10 protein-coding genes and 1 pseudogene are annotated in these 17,462 nt (G+C 65.9%); 6 read left to right on the top strand and 5 right to left on the bottom strand.

All coding sequences use genetic code 11. The annotated features are described in order from the left end of the window. Positions 1-2: 2 nt before the first annotated feature. Entirely contained in the window at positions 3-3,047 is a 3,045-nt protein-coding gene (locus ACWKSV_RS04305) for a TonB-dependent receptor (protein ID WP_076716114.1), read from the bottom strand. Between the two features lie 176 nt (positions 3,048-3,223). Between ACWKSV_RS04305 and ACWKSV_RS04310 the strand changes: the two genes are divergently transcribed. Continuing rightward, a complete protein-coding gene (locus ACWKSV_RS04310) occupies positions 3,224-5,497 on the top strand; it encodes a beta-glucosidase (protein ID WP_443026364.1) in 2,274 nt (757 codons plus the stop codon). A gap of 54 nt (positions 5,498-5,551) precedes the next feature. Continuing rightward, positions 5,552-6,757 (top strand): MFS transporter, encoded by a 1,206-nt coding sequence (locus tag ACWKSV_RS04315; RefSeq protein ID WP_076716115.1) that lies wholly within the window; start codon positions 5,552-5,554, stop codon positions 6,755-6,757. A 36-nt stretch (positions 6,758-6,793) separates the two neighbouring features. Here the strand turns inward: ACWKSV_RS04315 and ACWKSV_RS04320 are convergent. Further along, positions 6,794-7,816: pseudogene (locus ACWKSV_RS04320) on the bottom strand (glycoside hydrolase family 43 protein); the annotation flags it as partial. A gap of 175 nt (positions 7,817-7,991) precedes the next feature. Here ACWKSV_RS04320 and ACWKSV_RS04325 point away from each other — a divergent pair. Next, on the top strand, positions 7,992-8,873 hold the full coding sequence (locus ACWKSV_RS04325) for a polysaccharide deacetylase family protein (protein WP_076716118.1): 882 nt from the start codon (positions 7,992-7,994) through the stop codon (positions 8,871-8,873). Here the strand turns inward: ACWKSV_RS04325 and ACWKSV_RS04330 are convergent. Together ACWKSV_RS04330 and ACWKSV_RS04335 are read right to left on the bottom strand one after the other, a co-directional pair. After that, positions 8,870-10,408, bottom strand: coding sequence for a GMC family oxidoreductase (locus ACWKSV_RS04330; protein WP_076716120.1), 1,539 nt, complete (start codon positions 10,406-10,408; stop codon positions 8,870-8,872). The two genes, ACWKSV_RS04325 and ACWKSV_RS04330, sit on opposite strands and share 4 nt — an antisense overlap. After that, positions 10,405-11,760, bottom strand: coding sequence for an alpha/beta hydrolase (locus ACWKSV_RS04335; RefSeq protein ID WP_076716122.1), 1,356 nt, complete (start codon positions 11,758-11,760; stop codon positions 10,405-10,407). Before ACWKSV_RS04335 ends, ACWKSV_RS04330 begins: the two co-directional genes overlap by 4 nt. 193 nt (positions 11,761-11,953) lie before the next feature. Here ACWKSV_RS04335 and ACWKSV_RS04340 point away from each other — a divergent pair, with 193 nt between their 5' ends. The 3 genes from ACWKSV_RS04340 to ACWKSV_RS04350 all read left to right on the top strand — a co-directional run bounded on the left by ACWKSV_RS04340 (position 11,954) and on the right by ACWKSV_RS04350 (position 14,745). Beyond that, on the top strand, positions 11,954-12,523 hold the full coding sequence (locus tag ACWKSV_RS04340; protein WP_172839659.1) for a Dps family protein: 570 nt from the start codon (positions 11,954-11,956) through the stop codon (positions 12,521-12,523). A 29-nt stretch (positions 12,524-12,552) separates the two neighbouring features. Beyond that, a complete protein-coding gene (locus ACWKSV_RS04345) occupies positions 12,553-14,091 on the top strand; it encodes an FAD-dependent oxidoreductase (RefSeq protein ID WP_076716123.1) in 1,539 nt (512 codons plus the stop codon). An 81-nt stretch (positions 14,092-14,172) separates the two neighbouring features. After that, a complete protein-coding gene (locus tag ACWKSV_RS04350) occupies positions 14,173-14,745 on the top strand; it encodes a DUF2076 domain-containing protein (RefSeq protein WP_076716125.1) in 573 nt (190 codons plus the stop codon). On the opposite strand, the gene ACWKSV_RS04355 is transcribed toward ACWKSV_RS04350, so the two are convergent. Beyond that, positions 14,742-17,315: a PAS domain-containing protein gene (locus ACWKSV_RS04355; RefSeq protein ID WP_483666902.1), complete on the bottom strand. Its 2,574-nt coding sequence runs from the start codon at positions 17,313-17,315 to the stop codon at positions 14,742-14,744. The two genes, ACWKSV_RS04350 and ACWKSV_RS04355, sit on opposite strands and share 4 nt — an antisense overlap. Positions 17,316-17,462 lie beyond the last annotated feature (147 nt).

Raw genomic sequence — 17,462 nt, forward strand, 5'->3', positions numbered from 1 at the left:
CGTCAGAAGGTGAAGCGCACGCCCGCCGAGTAGCGCGCATCCTGCTTGGTTACGAAGTTGACGTTGCGATCCGAGCGGAGGTGGCCGCTGCGGTTCTCGCCCAGCAGATTGATGCCCTCGGCAAAGATCGCGACGCTCTTGGTCAGCGCATAGCTGGCACTGGCATCCAACTGGCCATAGGTATTGACATAGACCGGGTTGATGCCCGCCCCGGCCAGATAGCCCCGGCGCCAGTTATAGGCCGCGCGTGCCTGGATACCGAACTTGTCGTAGAACAGGACCGCGTTGGCGCTGTCCGACAGGCCGGTGATCGCGAATTGCGACACGCTGGCGGGTTGCCGGTTGTCATAGTTCCGGTTCCCGTTGACGATCGTGTAGTTCAGGATCGTGCCGAAGCCGGTGTCCCAGAAGCTGTGCTGGATCGCGAACTCGAAGCCGTCGACCTTGGCGGTCTGATCGCTGTTGAACGGCGTCGTGACAACAAAATTGACCAGCGGATCATTGGGCTGCGCGACGATCGTACCGTTGACCACGCCGCCGGGGAAGTTGGCGCCGATATAGTCGCGGATTTGCGCGAAGGTGGCATTGGCCCCCAGTGCGTTGATCGCCGCCTGATAGCGCGGGCCATTCTGGGTCACGCCGTTGAAGCTCGTGGTGGGCGAGGTCAGGCCGGGCACCGTCAGGTTGACCTGCGTATTGCCGATATAGTTCGACACGACCTTGTGGAAGAAGCCGACCGAGATGTAGCTGTCCGGCTTGTAATACCACTCCGCCGACAGATCGATATTTTTCGACTTGTACGGGATCAGATTGGGGTTGCCGACCCGACCCGTGCCGCCGCCGATGCGGAACAGCTGATCCAGATTGCGGCCGCCCTGCAGGCTGCCATAATCCGCGCGGGTGATGGTGTGGCTGTACGATGCGCGCAGCTTGACGTTTTCCAGCGGCTGGAAGTCGAAGTCGACCGAGGGCAGCCAGTTCTGGTAGCGGCCCTTGAACGTCGTGAAGCCACTGCCCGAGAACAGGATGTTGAACTCGTTCTGCGAATTCTGCCGCGCACCCACCGGGGTCGGCACCAGCGCGGAGGCCGAGACGTCGGTATTCTCGAACCGCAAGCCTGCGATCAAGTGCGCGGGGCGCGCAAACAGGTCCATCTTGCCGTTGAACTGGAAGTAAGGCGCGACGGTCTTCTCCCGGATGCGCGAGTCCGTCGTGTACGGGATCAGGCACTGGCCGTTGCCGCCGCAGATGCCATAGGCCTTGTCGAGCAGCGACACCATCGACGGCAGGTCGAAGCCGTAGAAGGACTTCACGATCGCCGCATTGTTCGCGCCGCCGATGCCGGAGAATTTGTCGGGCACGCTGATCTGCTGAAACAGATCGTCGGGGATCAGGGCGGCGGCCGCCGCACGCTGAGCCGCGCTGTCGCCGCCGGTGCCGCCCCAGGTGTCGTTCTGAAGCACGCTATAGGCCGAGCGCACCTTGTTGTCGGTATAGTCGAAGCCCCAGTCCAGGCTGTCGAGGAAGCCCTGTTCATGGTCGTAATGGCCGCGGAACTGGACCTGGTTGATCTCGTCGCGGAAATAGGAATTGCGGAAGGCACTGCCCGTGGGGACGATGTTCGCGGCGTTCAGCGGGTCGATGCCCGGCTGCATCGCGAAGGAGATGACGGGAAGCTTGTTGTCGAACTTGATCGTCTGGCTCTGCACGCCGAAGATCGCGGTGCCGACCGAGTTGCTGTTGCCGTAAGGGTTGTCGGGCTTGGACTCGGCGGTCGAGTGATGCGCGTCGATCGACAGGGTGACGCCGCCCGGCGCCTTCCAGGTCAGGTTGCCGCCCAGCGACTTGTTGATACTGCGGCTCGAGGTCTGCGTGGCCGAATAGGCCAGGTCCTTGGCCTCGGCGGCGGTGAAGCGCTCGGTATAGAAGACCGGCCCGGCGATCGGGCCGTTGGTCCAGGCGCTCGACGTGTCGTTATGGTTGTACCAGATGCCGACATTGTTGTCCCGAATGTCGAAGGTGTTCTGCGAATAGGTATAGTCGACCGTCGCGGTCAGATCGTCCACGGGTCGGAATTGCAGGACGGCCTGGCCGTTGATGCGTTCGCGGCGGCCGTTGACGATGTTGTAGCTGGCGTTCTGCGGCACCTGATACACGTCATTGGCGCCGGGACGGTTGGTGATGTTGGCGTAGCGCGGATCGCCTTGCTGCGCCAGTGAACCCCAATTGTTCTCCGAGCCGAGATAGCCGTCGCGCCAGCCGACATTGGCCTGGTTCTGGCTGAAATTGCGGCGCTGATAGGCACCGGTGACCAGCATGCCGATCCGGTCGTCGGCAAAGGTGTCGGAGAAGATGCCCGATACTTCGGGCGTGATGTCCTTGCCGCCGTTCTGCGAGGTGTCGATCACCCCGCGTGCCGAGATCGAACCGCGCAGGCCCGACTTGTCGAGCGGACGGGGGGTGCGGATGTTGATGGTAGAGCCGATGCCGCCCGAGGCGACCGTCGCGCGGCCGGACTTGTAGACCTCCAGCGCGGCGACGCCTTCGGAGGCGAGGTTGGCGAAGTCGAACGAGCGCGAGCCGGGCGCGCTGTTGCCGTCGCCGATCGTCGAGGTCGGCATCTGCCGCCCGTTGAGCGTGACGAGATTATATTCGGCGCCGAAGCCGCGCACCGTCACGAACTGGCCCTCGCCGTTCGAGCGGTCGATCGACACGCCGGTGATGCGCTGGAGCGACTCGGCGAGGTTGGTGTCGGGGAACTTGCCCATCTCCTCGGCGCTGATCGCGTCGACCACGCCCTGCGCATTGCGCTTGATGTCGATCGACTGGCGCAAGCTGGCGCGGATGCCGGTGACGACGATATCGCCGTCGCCCTGTGCGGGGTCGGTCGGGCCGCTGGTCGGCGCCTGGGGATCGGTCTGGGCCGGGCCGGGATTGCCCATCGTCGCGGCGGCATCCTGCGCCAATGCGACGGCCGGAAGGGTCAGGGCGACGGTGGAAACACCAATGGCGAAATTGGATAGAAGGCGAGCACGAACGCTACGCATGGAAAACCTCCCCTCGTGAACGGGCGCGGTTATCCGCGCTCTATGAGAACGTTCACTCTGCCAATGCCGGATGACTGTCAAGAGCGTCAGCCATTGATTTTGCACGATTGTGAACGTTCTCTGGACAGGCGTGCAGCAATGCAACACAAGGCGGCAAACCGGATGATCGGGGGAGGATGATTGTGACGAAGGGCAAGATGGCAGGCGGTCTGGCGATGATCGCGCTGATCGCGGCGGGCACCGGGGCGTCGGCGCAGACGCAGCAGCGTTCGCCGCAAAAGGCGGCGCGGACCTCCGTCGCCGCCGCACGCGCGCGCGCCGACCGGATCGTCGCGAAGATGACGCGCGAGGAAAAGATCCTGCTGGTCCACGGCCTGTTCCCGACCATGGCGGCGGGCAAGTCGAAGGAGGAACTGATCCCCTCGGCCGGTCATATCGACGGCATTCCCCGGCTGGGCGTGCCCCTGGTCCGCGAGAGCGATGCCTCGCTGGGCGTGGCCAATCAGGTCGAGCAGCGGGTTGGCGACGTCGCCACCGCGCTGCCCTCCGGTCTGGCGACGGCGGCCAGCTTCGATCCCGCAATCGCCCGCGCGGGCGGCGCGATGATCGGCGCGGAGGCACGCGACAAGCGGTTCAACGTGTTGCTGGCGGGCGGCGTCAACCTGACCCGCGATCCGTGGAACGGTCGCAATTTCGAATATCTGGGCGAGGACCCGCTGCTGGCCGGAACGCTGGGCGGCGCGCATATCGCGGGCGTTCAGTCGAACCGCATCGTCTCGACGATAAAGCATTATGTGCTGAATGCGCAGGAAACCGGCCGCAACATCCTGGACGCCCGGATCGGCGAGGCGGCGCTGCGAATGAGCGACCTGCTCGCGTTCCAGATCGCGATCGAGCAGGGGCGGCCCGGCTCGGTCATGTGCGCCTATAACAAGATCAACGGCGACTGGGCCTGTGAGAACCGTCATCTGCTGACCGACGTGCTGAAGCGCGACTGGGGCTATCATGGCTGGGTCATGAGCGACTGGGGCGCGGTGCATTCGACCGTGAAGGCCGCCAATGCCGGGCTGGACCAGGAGTCCGGGCAGGAACTCGACAAGGCCATTTATTTCGCCGAGCCGCTCGCCGAGGCGGTGGCCAAGGGGGAGGTGCCCGAGGCGCGGCTGAACGACATGGTTGCCCGCTATCTGACCGGGCTGATCGAAACAGGCGCCTATGATGCGCCGATGCCCACCCAGGCGGTGACGCCCGACTATGCCGCCCATGCCGAGGTTGCGCAGCGCGCCGCGGAGGCGGGGATCGTCCTTCTGAAGAACGACGGCAATCTCCTGCCCATCGCGCGCACCGCCAAGCGGATCGTGGTGATCGGGGGCAATGCCGATGTCGGCGTGCTGTCGGGCGGCGGATCGTCGCAGGTCCGCTCGGTCGGCGGTGCGCCGGTCGAAATCCCGCTGGCTTATGGCGGCTCGTCCTCCTTCGCGCGGATCACCTATCACGCCTCGTCGCCGCTCACCGCGCTGCGCAAGGCACTGCCCGGCGTCGAGATCGAGTGGCAGGACGGGCGCAACCTGAACGCGACGGTCGCGGCGGCGAAGAAGGCGGACATGGCCATCTTCTTTGCCACCCAGTGGACGACCGAGGCAGACGACGTACCCGACCTGCGGCTGCCGAACCAGCAGGACGCGCTGATCGCCGCGATCGCCGCCGCACAGCCACATACCGTGGCGGTGATGGAAACGGGCGGCCCCGTGCTGATGCCCTGGATCGCGAAGGTCCCCGCTGTGGTTCAGGCCTGGTATCCCGGACAGCGCGGCGGCGAGGCGCTGGCGGCGATCCTGACCGGCCAGGTCGATCCCTCGGGCCGCCTGCCGATCACCTTCCCCGCCGATGCCTCGCAACCGCCGCGCCCACGCCCGGTCGGGCTCGACAAGCTGAGCGAGGTCGAAGCGGCGGCCGCCGCCAATCCGGCGGCGACACCGGCCCCGACGCTTCAGAGCTTCCCGGTCGATTATGTCGAGGGCGCCGATGTCGGCTATCGCTGGTACGAGAAGAAGGGGCTGAAGCCGCTTTTCCCCTTCGGTCACGGGCTCAGCTATACGAGCTTCGCCTATCGCAACCCGGTCGTCACCGGCGGAAAGACGGTCCGCGTGACCGTCGATATCGTCAACACTGGCCAGCGCGCCGGGTCGGACGTGCCGCAAATCTATGTGGCGCGCGACGGCAGTGGCGATCCGATGCGGTTGGCGGCGTTCCAGCGCGTGACGCTGAAGCCCGGCGAGACGCGTCGCATCACCCTGATCGCCGAGCCGCGTCTGCTGGCGGATTACGACACCGCGCTCCCTGGCTGGCGAATTCAGGGCGGGGCCTATCGCGTCGCGGTGGCGCATGACGCGACCGACCGGGCAATGGTCAGCACCACCCGGATCGATGCGCAGACGATGAAGCCTTAACGGAAGCCGTAACGCCCGTTGCCCTTGGCGTGCGATCGGGGGCAAGGGTGGGCGATGGTCCCGCCCTTCGATCGCACCCATCCGCGCCAGCGCCCGCCCTTGGGGCTTTATGCGCTGGCCAATATCGGTGGCGTGGCGGCCTATCTGCCGCTGCTGACCCTGCTGGTGCCGATGAAGGTCGAGGCGGTCAGCCCGGATGGCCGGATCGCCTTGCTCTCGCTCGTCGCGGTCCTGGGCGCAGCGACGGCGAGCCTGGCGAACATCCTGTTCGGCTGGATGAGCGATCGGTCGCTTCGCGCGGGGCGTGGTCGGCGGGGCTGGATGGCGATCGGCCTGGCAGGGGTGGCGGCCAGCTATGCCGCGATCGGCATGGCCGCGACACCCGTGATGCTGGTCGCGGCAATCCTGTTCTTTCAGTTTACGGTCAACGCGTTGCTCGCCCCGCTGATGGCGATCATGGCGGAGGAGATACCCGATGCGAAGCGCGGGCTGACGGGCGGCCTGATCGCGCTCGGCAATCCGGCGGCCTCCGCCCTGTCGACCTGGGTTGTGGGCGAAACCGTGCTGGGGGAGCAGGGGCGGCTGGCGGCCATGGTGATAGCGGTCATGCTCTGCGTTCTGCCGTTGCTGCTGGTCGGGGCGGGGGGCGCCATGCCGGACGAGCGCGTCGCGCCCGCGCCGTCGCGCCCGCCCAGGCAGGACTTTTTGATCGCGGGCATGGCGCGGCTGTGCATCCAGGTCGCGGCGGTCGTGACCCAGGTCTATCTGCTCTATTACTTCGAAACGATCGTACCGGCCGCCGACTATGCCGATCTGCCCCACTGGGTCGGGCAGGTCTTCACCTTGGCCTTCGTCCTGCCCTTGCCGATCGCCCTGGTGCTGGGGCGGCTGGCGGATCGTATGGAGCGCCGCCGGTATATTCTAGCAATGGCGGCGCTGGTCGCGGCGTTGGGTTTGCTGGCCATGGCCGCGGCGGACAGCCGTCAGGCTGCGGCGGCGGCGTTCATCCTCTACACCGCCGGGTCGTCCGTCTTCGTCGCGCTGCATGCCGGGCTGAGCTTCCAGCTTTTGCCCGATCCCCGACATCGGGGGCGCGACCTGGGTCTGTTCAACCTGACCAATACCCTGCCGACCATCATCGGCGCGGGCCTGACCTGGACCTTCGCCACGCCGCACGACTTCGACGCGGTGCTAGTCGTGCTCGCCCTGGTCACCATGGCGGGCGGCCTGGCGATCCTGGGCGTCAAGGCGTGGCGATAGGATTATTGTCAGAGCAATACCCGGTCAGAGCCGGCGGAGCGGCCCATTGGCGACCGGCTCGCCGAAATCCGGCGAACCGTCGGGGCGGTAACGGATATACTGCATCCGCGTATCCCGATTGGGATCGAACAGCGGATCGCCCTTGATCTCCAGATAGTCGCGCGCGTGATAGACCAGCACGTCGCGCCCGCGCTCGTCCACCGTGAAGCTGTTATGCCCGGGTCCGAAGACCTTGTGCGTGGTGGAGGTCTTGAAGACCGGCACCGGCGACTTGGACCAGTTGGCCGCATTCATCAGGTCGGCATCGGCATCGCAGGTCAGCATCCCCATGCAATAGCGCGCATCGGTGGCGCTGGCCGAATAGGTCATGAACAGCTTGCCGTTGCGGGCGAGCAGCGCGGGCGCCTCATTGACCTTGAAGCCCTGGATCTCCCAGTCCAGCGTCGGCACCGACAGTCGCACCGGCTTGGCGGCCAGGGTCAGCGCGGTCTTGAGCGGGGCGAGATAGAGGTTGGAATTGGTCGCGATGCCCGGCTCGCTCTGCGCCCATGCCAGATAACGCTGGCCCTTGTGGACGAAGCTGGTCGAGTCGAGGGTGAAGCTGTCCCATCCGGTCTGCAACTGGCCCAGCACCGACCAGTTGCCGGTCATCGGATCGGGGCCGTCGCACATGACCGCGAAGGTGCGGATGCGGAACACATCCTCGCCGCCGCCGCTCGGCCCCGCCGCGAAATACATGGTCCAGCGGCCATCGATCAGATGCATCTCGGGCGCCCAGATGAAGCCCGACATCGGCCCACTCGGCAGGTGCCGCCACAGTATCTTCTCCGTCGCGGTGGTCAGACCCGCCAGTGTCTTCGAGCGGCGCAGGACCAGCCGGTCATATTCGGGCACCGACCCGGTCATGTAATACCAGCCATCGGTGTGGCGGAAGACCTGCGCATCGGCGCGCTGACGGACCACCGGGTTGACGATGGTCGGTGCGCCCGCGGCCCGGACGATCGAGGGCAAGGTCATGGCGGTGGTCGCACCAGCCATGAAGGAACGTCGGGTCAGCATGGTCCATCCTCCGCCTGTCGGCCGCGCCGTCCTGGACGGGATCGTAGCGGTCCTTGTTGTTCGAATCGCCACGAGGCTCATCGAAGTCATTGCCCTAGCCCAAAACTCCGACATTACAAATGCGCGGATAGGGAAGGGCCGGGCATCCATTGGCGCGGGGCGACGTTGACGTGCCATGTCTTCATCCGATCCGGGTCGCTATCCCTTTCGCCCTATCATCGACCGCCCCGCCTATGACTGGCCCGAGGGGCGCAGCGTCGCCATCTATCTGGGCGTCAATCATGAAGTCTTCGACTTTGGCGGCGGCCTGGGAGCCGAGCTGGCGCCGTCGCAGAACCAGCCGGACGTGATGAACTATGCCTGGCGCGACTATGGCAATCGGGTGGGCGCGTGGCGGCTGTTCGAATTGTTCGACCGGCTGGAGCTGAAGACCACGGCGTTGTTGAACGCGGATGTGCTGGATCGCTGTCCGGGATTGGCCGAGGCCTGTCGTGACCGGGGCGACGAGATCGCGGCGCATGGCGGCAGCAATGCGAGGGCACAGGGCAAGCTAGGGCAGGGGGAGGAACGCCGCCTGATCGCCGACGTGACCGACAGACTGGCCGCGCTCGGCACCCGCCCCACCGGCTGGCTTGGCCCCTGGATTTCGGAGAGCGAGGTGACGCCCGACCTGCTGAAGGCGGCGGGCTATCACTACGTGCTCGACTGGGCGCATGACGACCAGCCGACCCGGTTGGCGACCGAACATGGCGAGCTTCTGTCGATACCCTATTCCCAGGAGATCAACGACTTGCCCGCCGTGATCCAGCGCAAGCAGGAGGCGGATGTTTTTGCCGCGATGATCCGCGATGCCGTCGCGCAATTGCTCTCCGAGGCCGGTCGCCGTCCCTCGGTCCTCGGGATCGCGCTGCACCCCTATATCATGGGGCAGGCGCACCGTGTCCCGCCGCTCGCCCGCGTGTTGACGGCGCTGCGCGAGGCCGACGATCCCCGGATATGGTGGACGACCGCCGGAGCGATCGCCGACCATGTCGAGGCGAACGGCCTCGCCGCCTAGCGCCCCGACGCCAGGAAGCGGTCCGCCGTGCGCAGCGACAGCGCCATGATCGTCAGCGCAGGGTTCGCCGCCAGCGCGCTGGGGAACACCGAGTTGTCGCAAATCCACAGATTGGCGATGTCGAAGCTGCGCCCGTCCGCGTCGACCACGGCGTCGTCGCCATTGTCGCCCATCCGGCAGGTGCCGATGGTATGCGCCGAGCGATCGACCGCAAAGATGTCCTGTGCGCCCGCCGCTTCCCAGATGGCGGTCATGACGCGGCGGGAATGCTGGTCGATGGCGCGTTCATTGGCATGATAGCTGAAGTCGATCCGCGCCTTGCGATGGCCGAACGCGTCGGTTTCGTCCGACAGGGTCAGGCGGTTGTCGGGATGCGGCAGGCAATCGCCATTGATGCCGATCCCCGCCATGCGGTTGTAATTTCGCAGGATCGACTGAAGCCGCGTCCCCCACATGCCCGCCCCGCGCGCCAGTCCGGTGGCGAGGTTGACCGGCAGCACGCCCAGGCTCTGCATCAGATAGCCCCCGACGCAATCGGCATCAGCGGGGCGCATCATGTCCTCGCTGATCAGCGAGGAGGGATAGCCCCGGTTCATCCGCATTTCGTCATCGAAGCGTCCCCAGACCTGGGTCGCGACATGCGCCATGAAGTTGCGCCCGACCTGTCCGCTGGAATTGGCGAGGCCCAGGTTCAGCAGGAGGCGCGGGCTCTCGACCCCGCCTGCGCACAGGAAGACGGCGCGGCATCTCTGCCGGTGTTCCTGACCGCCCTGATGATAGACGACCCCGTCGATCCGCCCTTGCTGGTCGAACTCGAAGGACAGTACGCGCGCTTGAGAGCGTATCTCGGTCCCATGCGCGACGGCCATGGGCAGATAGCTGGTGTCCATGCTGGTCTTGGCGGCGTTGCGGCAGCCCTGGTGACAGGTGCCGCAATTGACACAGGCCTGGCGTTGCCCCCAATGCGGCTGTTCGCGGTCGCGCGAGACGAGCGCAGCCGGAGCGTCCGTCACCGTGATACCCAACGCCTCGCACCCTCGCGCCATCACATCGGCGGAGGCATTGCGGGGGACCGGCGGATAGGCATAGCGGCGACTGTCGTCCCAAGGGTAACGGGCCGGGCCCGAGACGCCGGTAAATGCCTCCACTTCTTTCACATAGGCGATCAGCTCGGCATGGGGGACGGGCCAGTCCGCGCCTTGCCCGGTCATGGTCTTCAGTTGCAGGTCGCGGGGATCGGGGCGTGGGCAGAAGGCGCCCCAGTGGAGTGTCGAGCCGCCGACGCCCATGCCCGAATTGTTGGAGCCGAAGGCGGTGGGGTCGTTGCCGCCGCTCAGTCGCTCTTCCATCCAGTAGATATCGGCGGCGAGTTCGTCAGCGACATGTTCGTTTGGTTTGAAGGACCGTCCCGCCTCCAGTGCGACGACCGACAGCCCGGCTTCGGCCAGCCGCGCGGTCAGCGGCGCGCCACCTGCGCCGGTTCCGATAACCACGGCATCGACCATCTCGGTCGCGGCATAGGGGGCGCGGCTCATGCGATCTTCTCCTGTACCGTCTGCCAGGCTTCGACATCGTTCGCGCCGGTTCGGCGATAGCCTTGCTTGCGGGGGCCATCGCCGCCGACCGCAAAACCGTCATAGCCGATCGCTGCCATCGTCGAGGGCATGGCGGCCCATTGGCGAACGACTTCCGCGCGGACGTCCTGGAACCAGAGGGCGATCTTCTTCGGAGAGAGCGGACCCGCATTGGCGGTGGCGTCGTCATCTCCAGCAGCGATCCGTTCCAGCCACTCGGCCTGGGCGGCGTGGTCCAGTGCGGCAAAGTTGCCGGTGAGCGCGTCCAGGGTCCGCAACCCTTGTCGCCAGGCCTCCGGATCGGGCGGCAGATCGGCGAAGCGCCAGCCGTCCCCCGCCCCCTGCGTTATGGCCACCTCGACCCGCTGGGCAAGATCAGGCGCGGAGACGTCTTCCGGCAGAATGTGGGCAATCAGGGCCTGGACGGTCGCCCGCTCGGCGTCCGACCATGGAAGTCTGGCGTCGGACACCGGACGGGTCCGCTCCAGCATGGCGGCGCGGGTGCGGCGGCTGACCCGGTCGGAGCTTAGAATGTCCACGAACCCGCTCGGCAGGATCGAATGAGCCAGCGATGCGGCAAGCTCTTGGAGGGCCCGAGCGAGCGCTTCAGGCTGTTCATAAGGGATCAGGTGCGCGGCACCATCGACCACGCGAATATCGGCATGACGGTAATGCGGCGCATTGAGCCTGCGCTGCGCATCCTCGTTCAGGTCACCGTCCTCCGAGCCCGCGACGATCAGTGCCGGGATCGAGATCTGGCCGACCTGACCGCTCCAATCCTCCAGGCTCCCCCGTTCCAGCCAGCCGAGCCACGCCTCCCGGCTCGAACGCCGCACGTCTGCCACTGCCCGGTCATGCCGTTCGGGCGGCAGAGCCGACGCGGTATTGGCCTCGACGAAGGTCTCGGCATCGTCCTGCCCGATCGATCCGCCCTCGACCCAGCCGATCATCTGCGCGCGGCGTTCCTCGTCCATCGGTTCGGGCGAGGGGGGCGAGGCGGCGACGAGCGCAACGCCGAGAACCCCGGCCAACCCGATCTCACCCGCCGCCGCGCGGGCGGCGACGATGGTGGCGATCTTGCCGCCCATGCTGTGCCCGACCAGGATACAGGCCGTCAGGCAGTTGCGGCGGATCGTGTCGGCGAGATCGTCGGCCATCGCCGCGACATCGGCATAGCCTTCATCAACCCGGTCGCCAAAACCCGGCAGGTCGAGTGCCATGCAAGGCGCACTGCCGAGATGCCGACACACCAGCTCCCATTCCCCTTTGCTGGAACCCAGGGCGTGGAGAAAGACGAAGGTCGGTTGGATCATGCGGCCGGGTTCCTTGAAAGCCCATGCTGGACGCCGCACGGCACGGTCCGTTCCTGACAAATGCCTCCCAATAAAAATTAATTTGGATCATAGGCGATAATCCTCGCCAGTCGGGCGATGCCGTAAAATTCATGGAACCGTGCGCGGGGGCAAGCGCTTGGCCACGGTCCCTATCCATGATCGGAGTAAAGTCGTGGCCGATACCGACCAGGCGCAGCCGCAGTACAAGATCGAATATCGCGAGATCCAGCCCTTCGGCACGTTGAAGGACTTGCCGCTGGGTCTGTCCGACAATGCCCGCAAGCAAAGCGTGTCGATCCTGAACCAGGTGCTGGCCGACACCATGATGCTGCGTGATCTGTATAAGAAGCACCATTGGCAGATGTCGGGTGCGACCTTCTATCAACTGCATCTGCTGCTCGACACGCATTACGAAAAGCAGGCCGAACTGGTCGATATGGTCGCTGAGCGCATCCAGGCGCTGGGCGGCATCAGCATCGCGACGCCGCATGACGTGGCCGAGATGACCCGTATCCCGCGCCCGCCGCGCGGTCGCGAGGATGTGCCGACGATGCTCGCCCGTCTGCTGGAGGCGCATCGTATCGTGCTGGAACAGGCACATGAGGGCGCCAAGACCGCCGACGAGTCGGGCGATGACGGCACCAACGACCTGCTGGTCAGCGACATCATCCGCTCCAACGAACCGCAGGTCTGGTTCGTCGGCGAGCATCTCGCCGCGACGGCGCTTCAGCGCGCCGACTGACCCCCATAAAGCAGGAAAGGCAAGAGGCGATGGCGGATCGTGATCTGGCGAAGGGCATCGCCTCTAGCGAAGTGCAGGAAGGGCGGATCGTTGCCGGTGTGCTGGACGGGCAGGATGTCGTGCTCGTCCGGCACAAGGGGCGGGTCTGCGCGCTGGCGGGCCAGTGTACGCATCTGAAAGCGCCCTTGGTCGACGGGATCGTCGCGGACGGTACGCTTCGCTGTCCTTGGCATCATGCCCGTTTCGATATCGAGACGGGCGAGGCCGTGGGCGCGCCCGCCTTCGCGCCGCTGGAGCGGTTCGAGGTGGTCGAGGACGACGGCCAGGTACGGATCACCGGTCCCGCCGAACCGGGTCCTGCACCCGAAGCCGCAGAGGCCGCGGAGTTGGAACGCATCGTCGTCATCGGCGCTGGCGCCGCGGGTCATGCCTGTGCCGAAATGCTGGCCCGCCACGGTGCGGGCGCCTCGGTGATCGTGATCGATGAGGAGAGCGATGCGCCCTATGATCGCACCTTCTGCTCGAAACAGTATCTGGCAGGTAAGGCGAAGCGAGGCGAGACCACCTTGCCTAGGCTGGAAGGCGTGGACGTCCGGTCTGGCATCGCCGTGTCGCGGATCGACCGCGAAGCCAAGACCATCGTCCTGACGAACGACGATACCATATCCTATGACCGGCTGGTGCTGGCAACCGGCGCGGCAGTGGTTTCGTCCGATTTTTACGGTTCGGATCGAAAGGACGTGTTCGCCTTGCGGACGCTGACCGATGCCGACCAACTGATCGCTGCGGCTGGACAGGCGAAGCGCGCCATCGTGGTCGGGTCGAGCTATATCGGCCTGGAGGTCGCCGCCTCGCTGATTGCACGGGGGCTGGAAGTCGCGGTCATATCCAACGACGAACTGCCGTTGGAGAAGACGGCCGGGCCCGAGGTCGGCGCGATGATCCGCAACCTGCACGAGACCGAGGGCGTCACCTTCCACCTGAACCGTCGTATCGGGCGCTGGGACGGCCATGTCGCCATGCTTGACGACGGTTCCGAAGTGAAGGGCGACTTCGTCGTCGCCGGGATCGGCGTACGGCCACGGGTGGAACTGGCGGAAGCGGCCGGCCTCGATCTTGCCGACAGGTCCGACGGCGGCGGCGTGAAGGTCGATCCTCAATTGCGAACGTCCGATCCCGCCATCCACGCGATCGGCGATATCGCCAATGCACCGGACCCTCGCCTCGGTCACTCGATCCGGGTCGAGCATTGGGTGGTGGCACAGCGCATGGGGCAATGGCTTGCCCGGCATTTCATGGGACAGGTGAGCGGCGATTATCGTGAAGTGCCGTTCTTCTGGTCGGGCCATTACGACCTGAGCCTGCGCTATGTGGGCCATGTCGCCTCGCCCGAGGATCGGACGATCGATGGCGATGTCCCGGCCAAGGACTTCGTGGTGTCGTTTGCCGAAAAGGGCCGCGAACAGGCTGTTCTGACGGCGGGGCGCGACGAACTGGCACTACAAAAGGAATATGAATGGGAGCAGGAAGGCGGTTCACAGGCTGGAGACAAGATGCCGTTGGGGTGAATAATCGGTCATCCAAGCCTTCCGATCTTGATCTGGGGGCCGGCTCGACGATCTTTCGGGGCGTATGATTGGAGTGCCCCGATGAACGCCGAAGAACGCATGTTGCTTACCCGCTTTCTCGAAGAACTGTCCGCCGCGCGTACGGGTGGGAAGGACCCCGAGGCCGATGCGATGATCGCCCGCGCTTTGTCCTCCAATCCGGACGCGGCCTATCTGCTGGTCCAGCACGCCATCGTCGCCGACCAGTCGCTGCATGCGGCACAGCAGCGCATCGCCGAGCTGGAGCGTCAGCAACAGGCACCCGCCGCACCGGCAAGCAGCGGCTTCCTGCCGCAGGGCGCTGGCGGTCCCTGGGGTGCGCGCCCGCAGGACAGCTATTCGCCAGCCCCGCCCGAGGCCCGGCCCGGCGTCTTCTCCGGCGGCGGCGGGCTGGGCAGCTTCCTGCGCAGCGCGGGCACCACGGCGGCGGGCGTCGTCGGCGGCGAGATGCTGTTTTCGGGCCTGTCCGACATGTTCGGTCATCGCGGCGGCGGCGGTGGCCTGTTCGGTGGCGGCGGCCAGGGCATTATGGGCCAACCGGAGAATGTCACCATCAACAACTTCAACGATGACGATGGCGGCCGTTTCGACGACGGCAATTCCGACGATTATTAAGCAATAATCGGCTGGGCGGCGTCCCCTTCTTCGGGGGCCGCCCGGCTTGCCGAAGCTGACGCTCCGATGGCGGCCAGACTCGCCGCCAGTTCCTCGCTCCGGAACGGCTTGGTCAGTCGCCCGACCTCGACATCCAGCCCTTCCGCCTCGGCATAGCCCGATACGATGAGGGAGCGAAGTCCGGCCAGCCTGTCCTGTAGCTCGCGGGCGAGCTGCGCGCCGCTCATACCGGGCATGAGGTGATCGGTGACGAGCAGGTCGGGGCGCAACCCCGCCTGCACCAGTTCCAGCGCCTGTTCGCCGGACGACGCCTCGACCACGCCGTAACCCAGATCGGCCAGCATGTCGGCGGTGCTCATCCGCACCAGATCCTCGTCATCCACCAGCAGGACCGTGCCGATGCCATCGGCCCTTGCCGGGGCAGGAACCACGGGTGCTGTCGCCGCCGTCCCGACATCGCTGAGCGGCAGCCAGAGCGTGATCGCCGTTCCGTGCCCCAGCGCACTCGAAATCGTCAGGCCACCACCAAGCTGCGCAGCCAGCCCGTGTACCATGGACAGGCCCAGGCCCGTGCCCTTGCCGACGCCCTTGGTCGAGAAGAAGGGCTCGATCGCGCGCAGGCGGGTCTCTTCGTCCATGCCCATGCCGGTATCGCCGACGCTCAGGCAGATATAGTCACCTGCCGGAACGTCGGTCGTCTGCTGGCCGTCGACCTCGCAGCGGTGGACCTTGACCGACAGCGTGCCGCCGCTCGGCATCGCATCGCGTGCGTTGACCGCCAGATTGAGCAGCGCCATTTCAAGCTGGTTGGCATCGGCCCGGGCGGGGGGAAGGGCGTCGGCGACCTCCACCTCCAGCGTGATGGTCGGGCCGACCGTGGATTCGATGAGGTCGGCCATGCTGTCGACCAGCTGGCCCAGATCGACGGCGGTCGGCTGGAGCGGCTGGCGGCGGGCGAAGGCGAGCAGGCGCTGGACGAGGGTCTTGGCCCGTTCGGCCGATTGCAGCGCCCCGTCGATCAGCCGCTGTTCGCGCGCCGTGCCGGAGCCCCTGCGCATCAGCATGTCGAGCGAGCCGATGATCGGCGTCAGCAGGTTGTTGAAATCGTGCGCGACGCCGCCGGTCAGGCTGCCCATGGCTTCGACCTTCTGGCTTTGTCGCAGGGCTTCCTGCGCTGCCTCCAGTTCGGCGGCTGCCTTCAGGCGTTCGGAAATGTCGGTGGCCTGGTGAAAGGCCGCGATCACCCGACCCGCGCCGTCGCGAAGCGGAGTATAGGTGATTTCCCAGATCGGCTTGGCGAGATCCGGGCTGCCAAAGGCTTCGGCGACAGTGAAATGTTCGCCGGTCAGCGCCCGGGACATCAGCGCCCGGATGGCATCGCGCTGGTCCGGCACGAACTGATCGGGAAACACGTCGCCGATCTTGGTGTCGAAACCGAAGACCCGCCGGAATTCCTGGTTATGCGCCTTATTGAAGGCGATCAGGCGATAGTCGGTATCGAAGGCGCAGATGGGCGAAGCGATCGCCTCGACGATTTCGTGATAGCGGCGGATCTCGGCGGTGCGCTCGACGACCTGCTGCTCCAGCGTGTTCTTCAACTCGCGCAAGGCCATTTCGGCGCGAGCCCGCTCGACCGCGACCTTGACCCGTTCGCCGACATTCTGGATCAGCGCTTCTTCCTCTGGGCTCCAGATGCGCGGCGTGGCGCTTTGGACCGCGAGCAGGCCGACCCATTCGGTTTCCTCGAACAGCACGACATCGACGAATGCGCCGACCTCACGTGCCTGAAGCCCCGAACGCGCGCCGTCGCTCAGACGGTCGTCGGCATCCACATTGGTGACGACCACCGGCGCGCCGCCGCGATAGGCGGCCAGCAAATCCGGCCCGAAACTGACCAGCGAGTGGCGGCCGACGATCGAAGATACGCCGCGCGCATAGTCGCGCTCGACGGTCATCCAGCCCTTGCTCGTGATCTCGGCATAGAAGACGCGGCTGGCCGACAGTTCCTCGCCCAACCGTTCCGCCGGCAGCGCCATGATTGCGGTGGGCGTCTCCAGCGCCCGCATATGATCGGCCAGGGTCAGCAGGAACGCCGCGCGACGCTCCGCCAGCACCCGCTGCGTCGTATCGGCCAGCAGGCACAGGACGCCGACCGGCTTGCCCTGCCCATCGACGATGGGCGACGTATCGAAATTGGCCCAGGCCTGCGTCTCCTGCCCATTACGGTAGAGGGTCGCGGGCAGGTCCGGGAAGTGCAGCGTTTTGCCACCGAAACCGGCGGTCATGATGACGTCGTTGAAGGCGGCATATTGAGGCCAGCCGTCATGGACCGTCTTGCCCAGCAATCCCGGATGGCCGTCCCCGACAAAATTGGCATAGGCGTCGTTGTACAGCATCACCCCGTCCTCGCCCCAGAACAGCAGGTACGGCACGGCCGAGCGCAGCACCAAGGCGAGCGTCGTCGTCAACGCGATCGGCCAGCTTGCGACCGGGCCGAGCGCCGTGGCGGACCAGTCCAGGCGAGCGATCCGATCGGCACAATCGCCACCGCCGATGAGAAAGGGTGGCATTTCCATGCTGGTATTGATGGCGACGACGCCCTCGCCATGCGGCGTACTGACTGATGGGGAGGGGACGGTCACTGGTGCACGATACTCGATAAAGCCGAAAGCGCGAAACAATCATTGATCGACGTTAGAGCCGGTTGGTCGTCCGCC

It is taken from the genome of Sphingomonas sp. SphC10 (genome assembly GCF_057004845.1).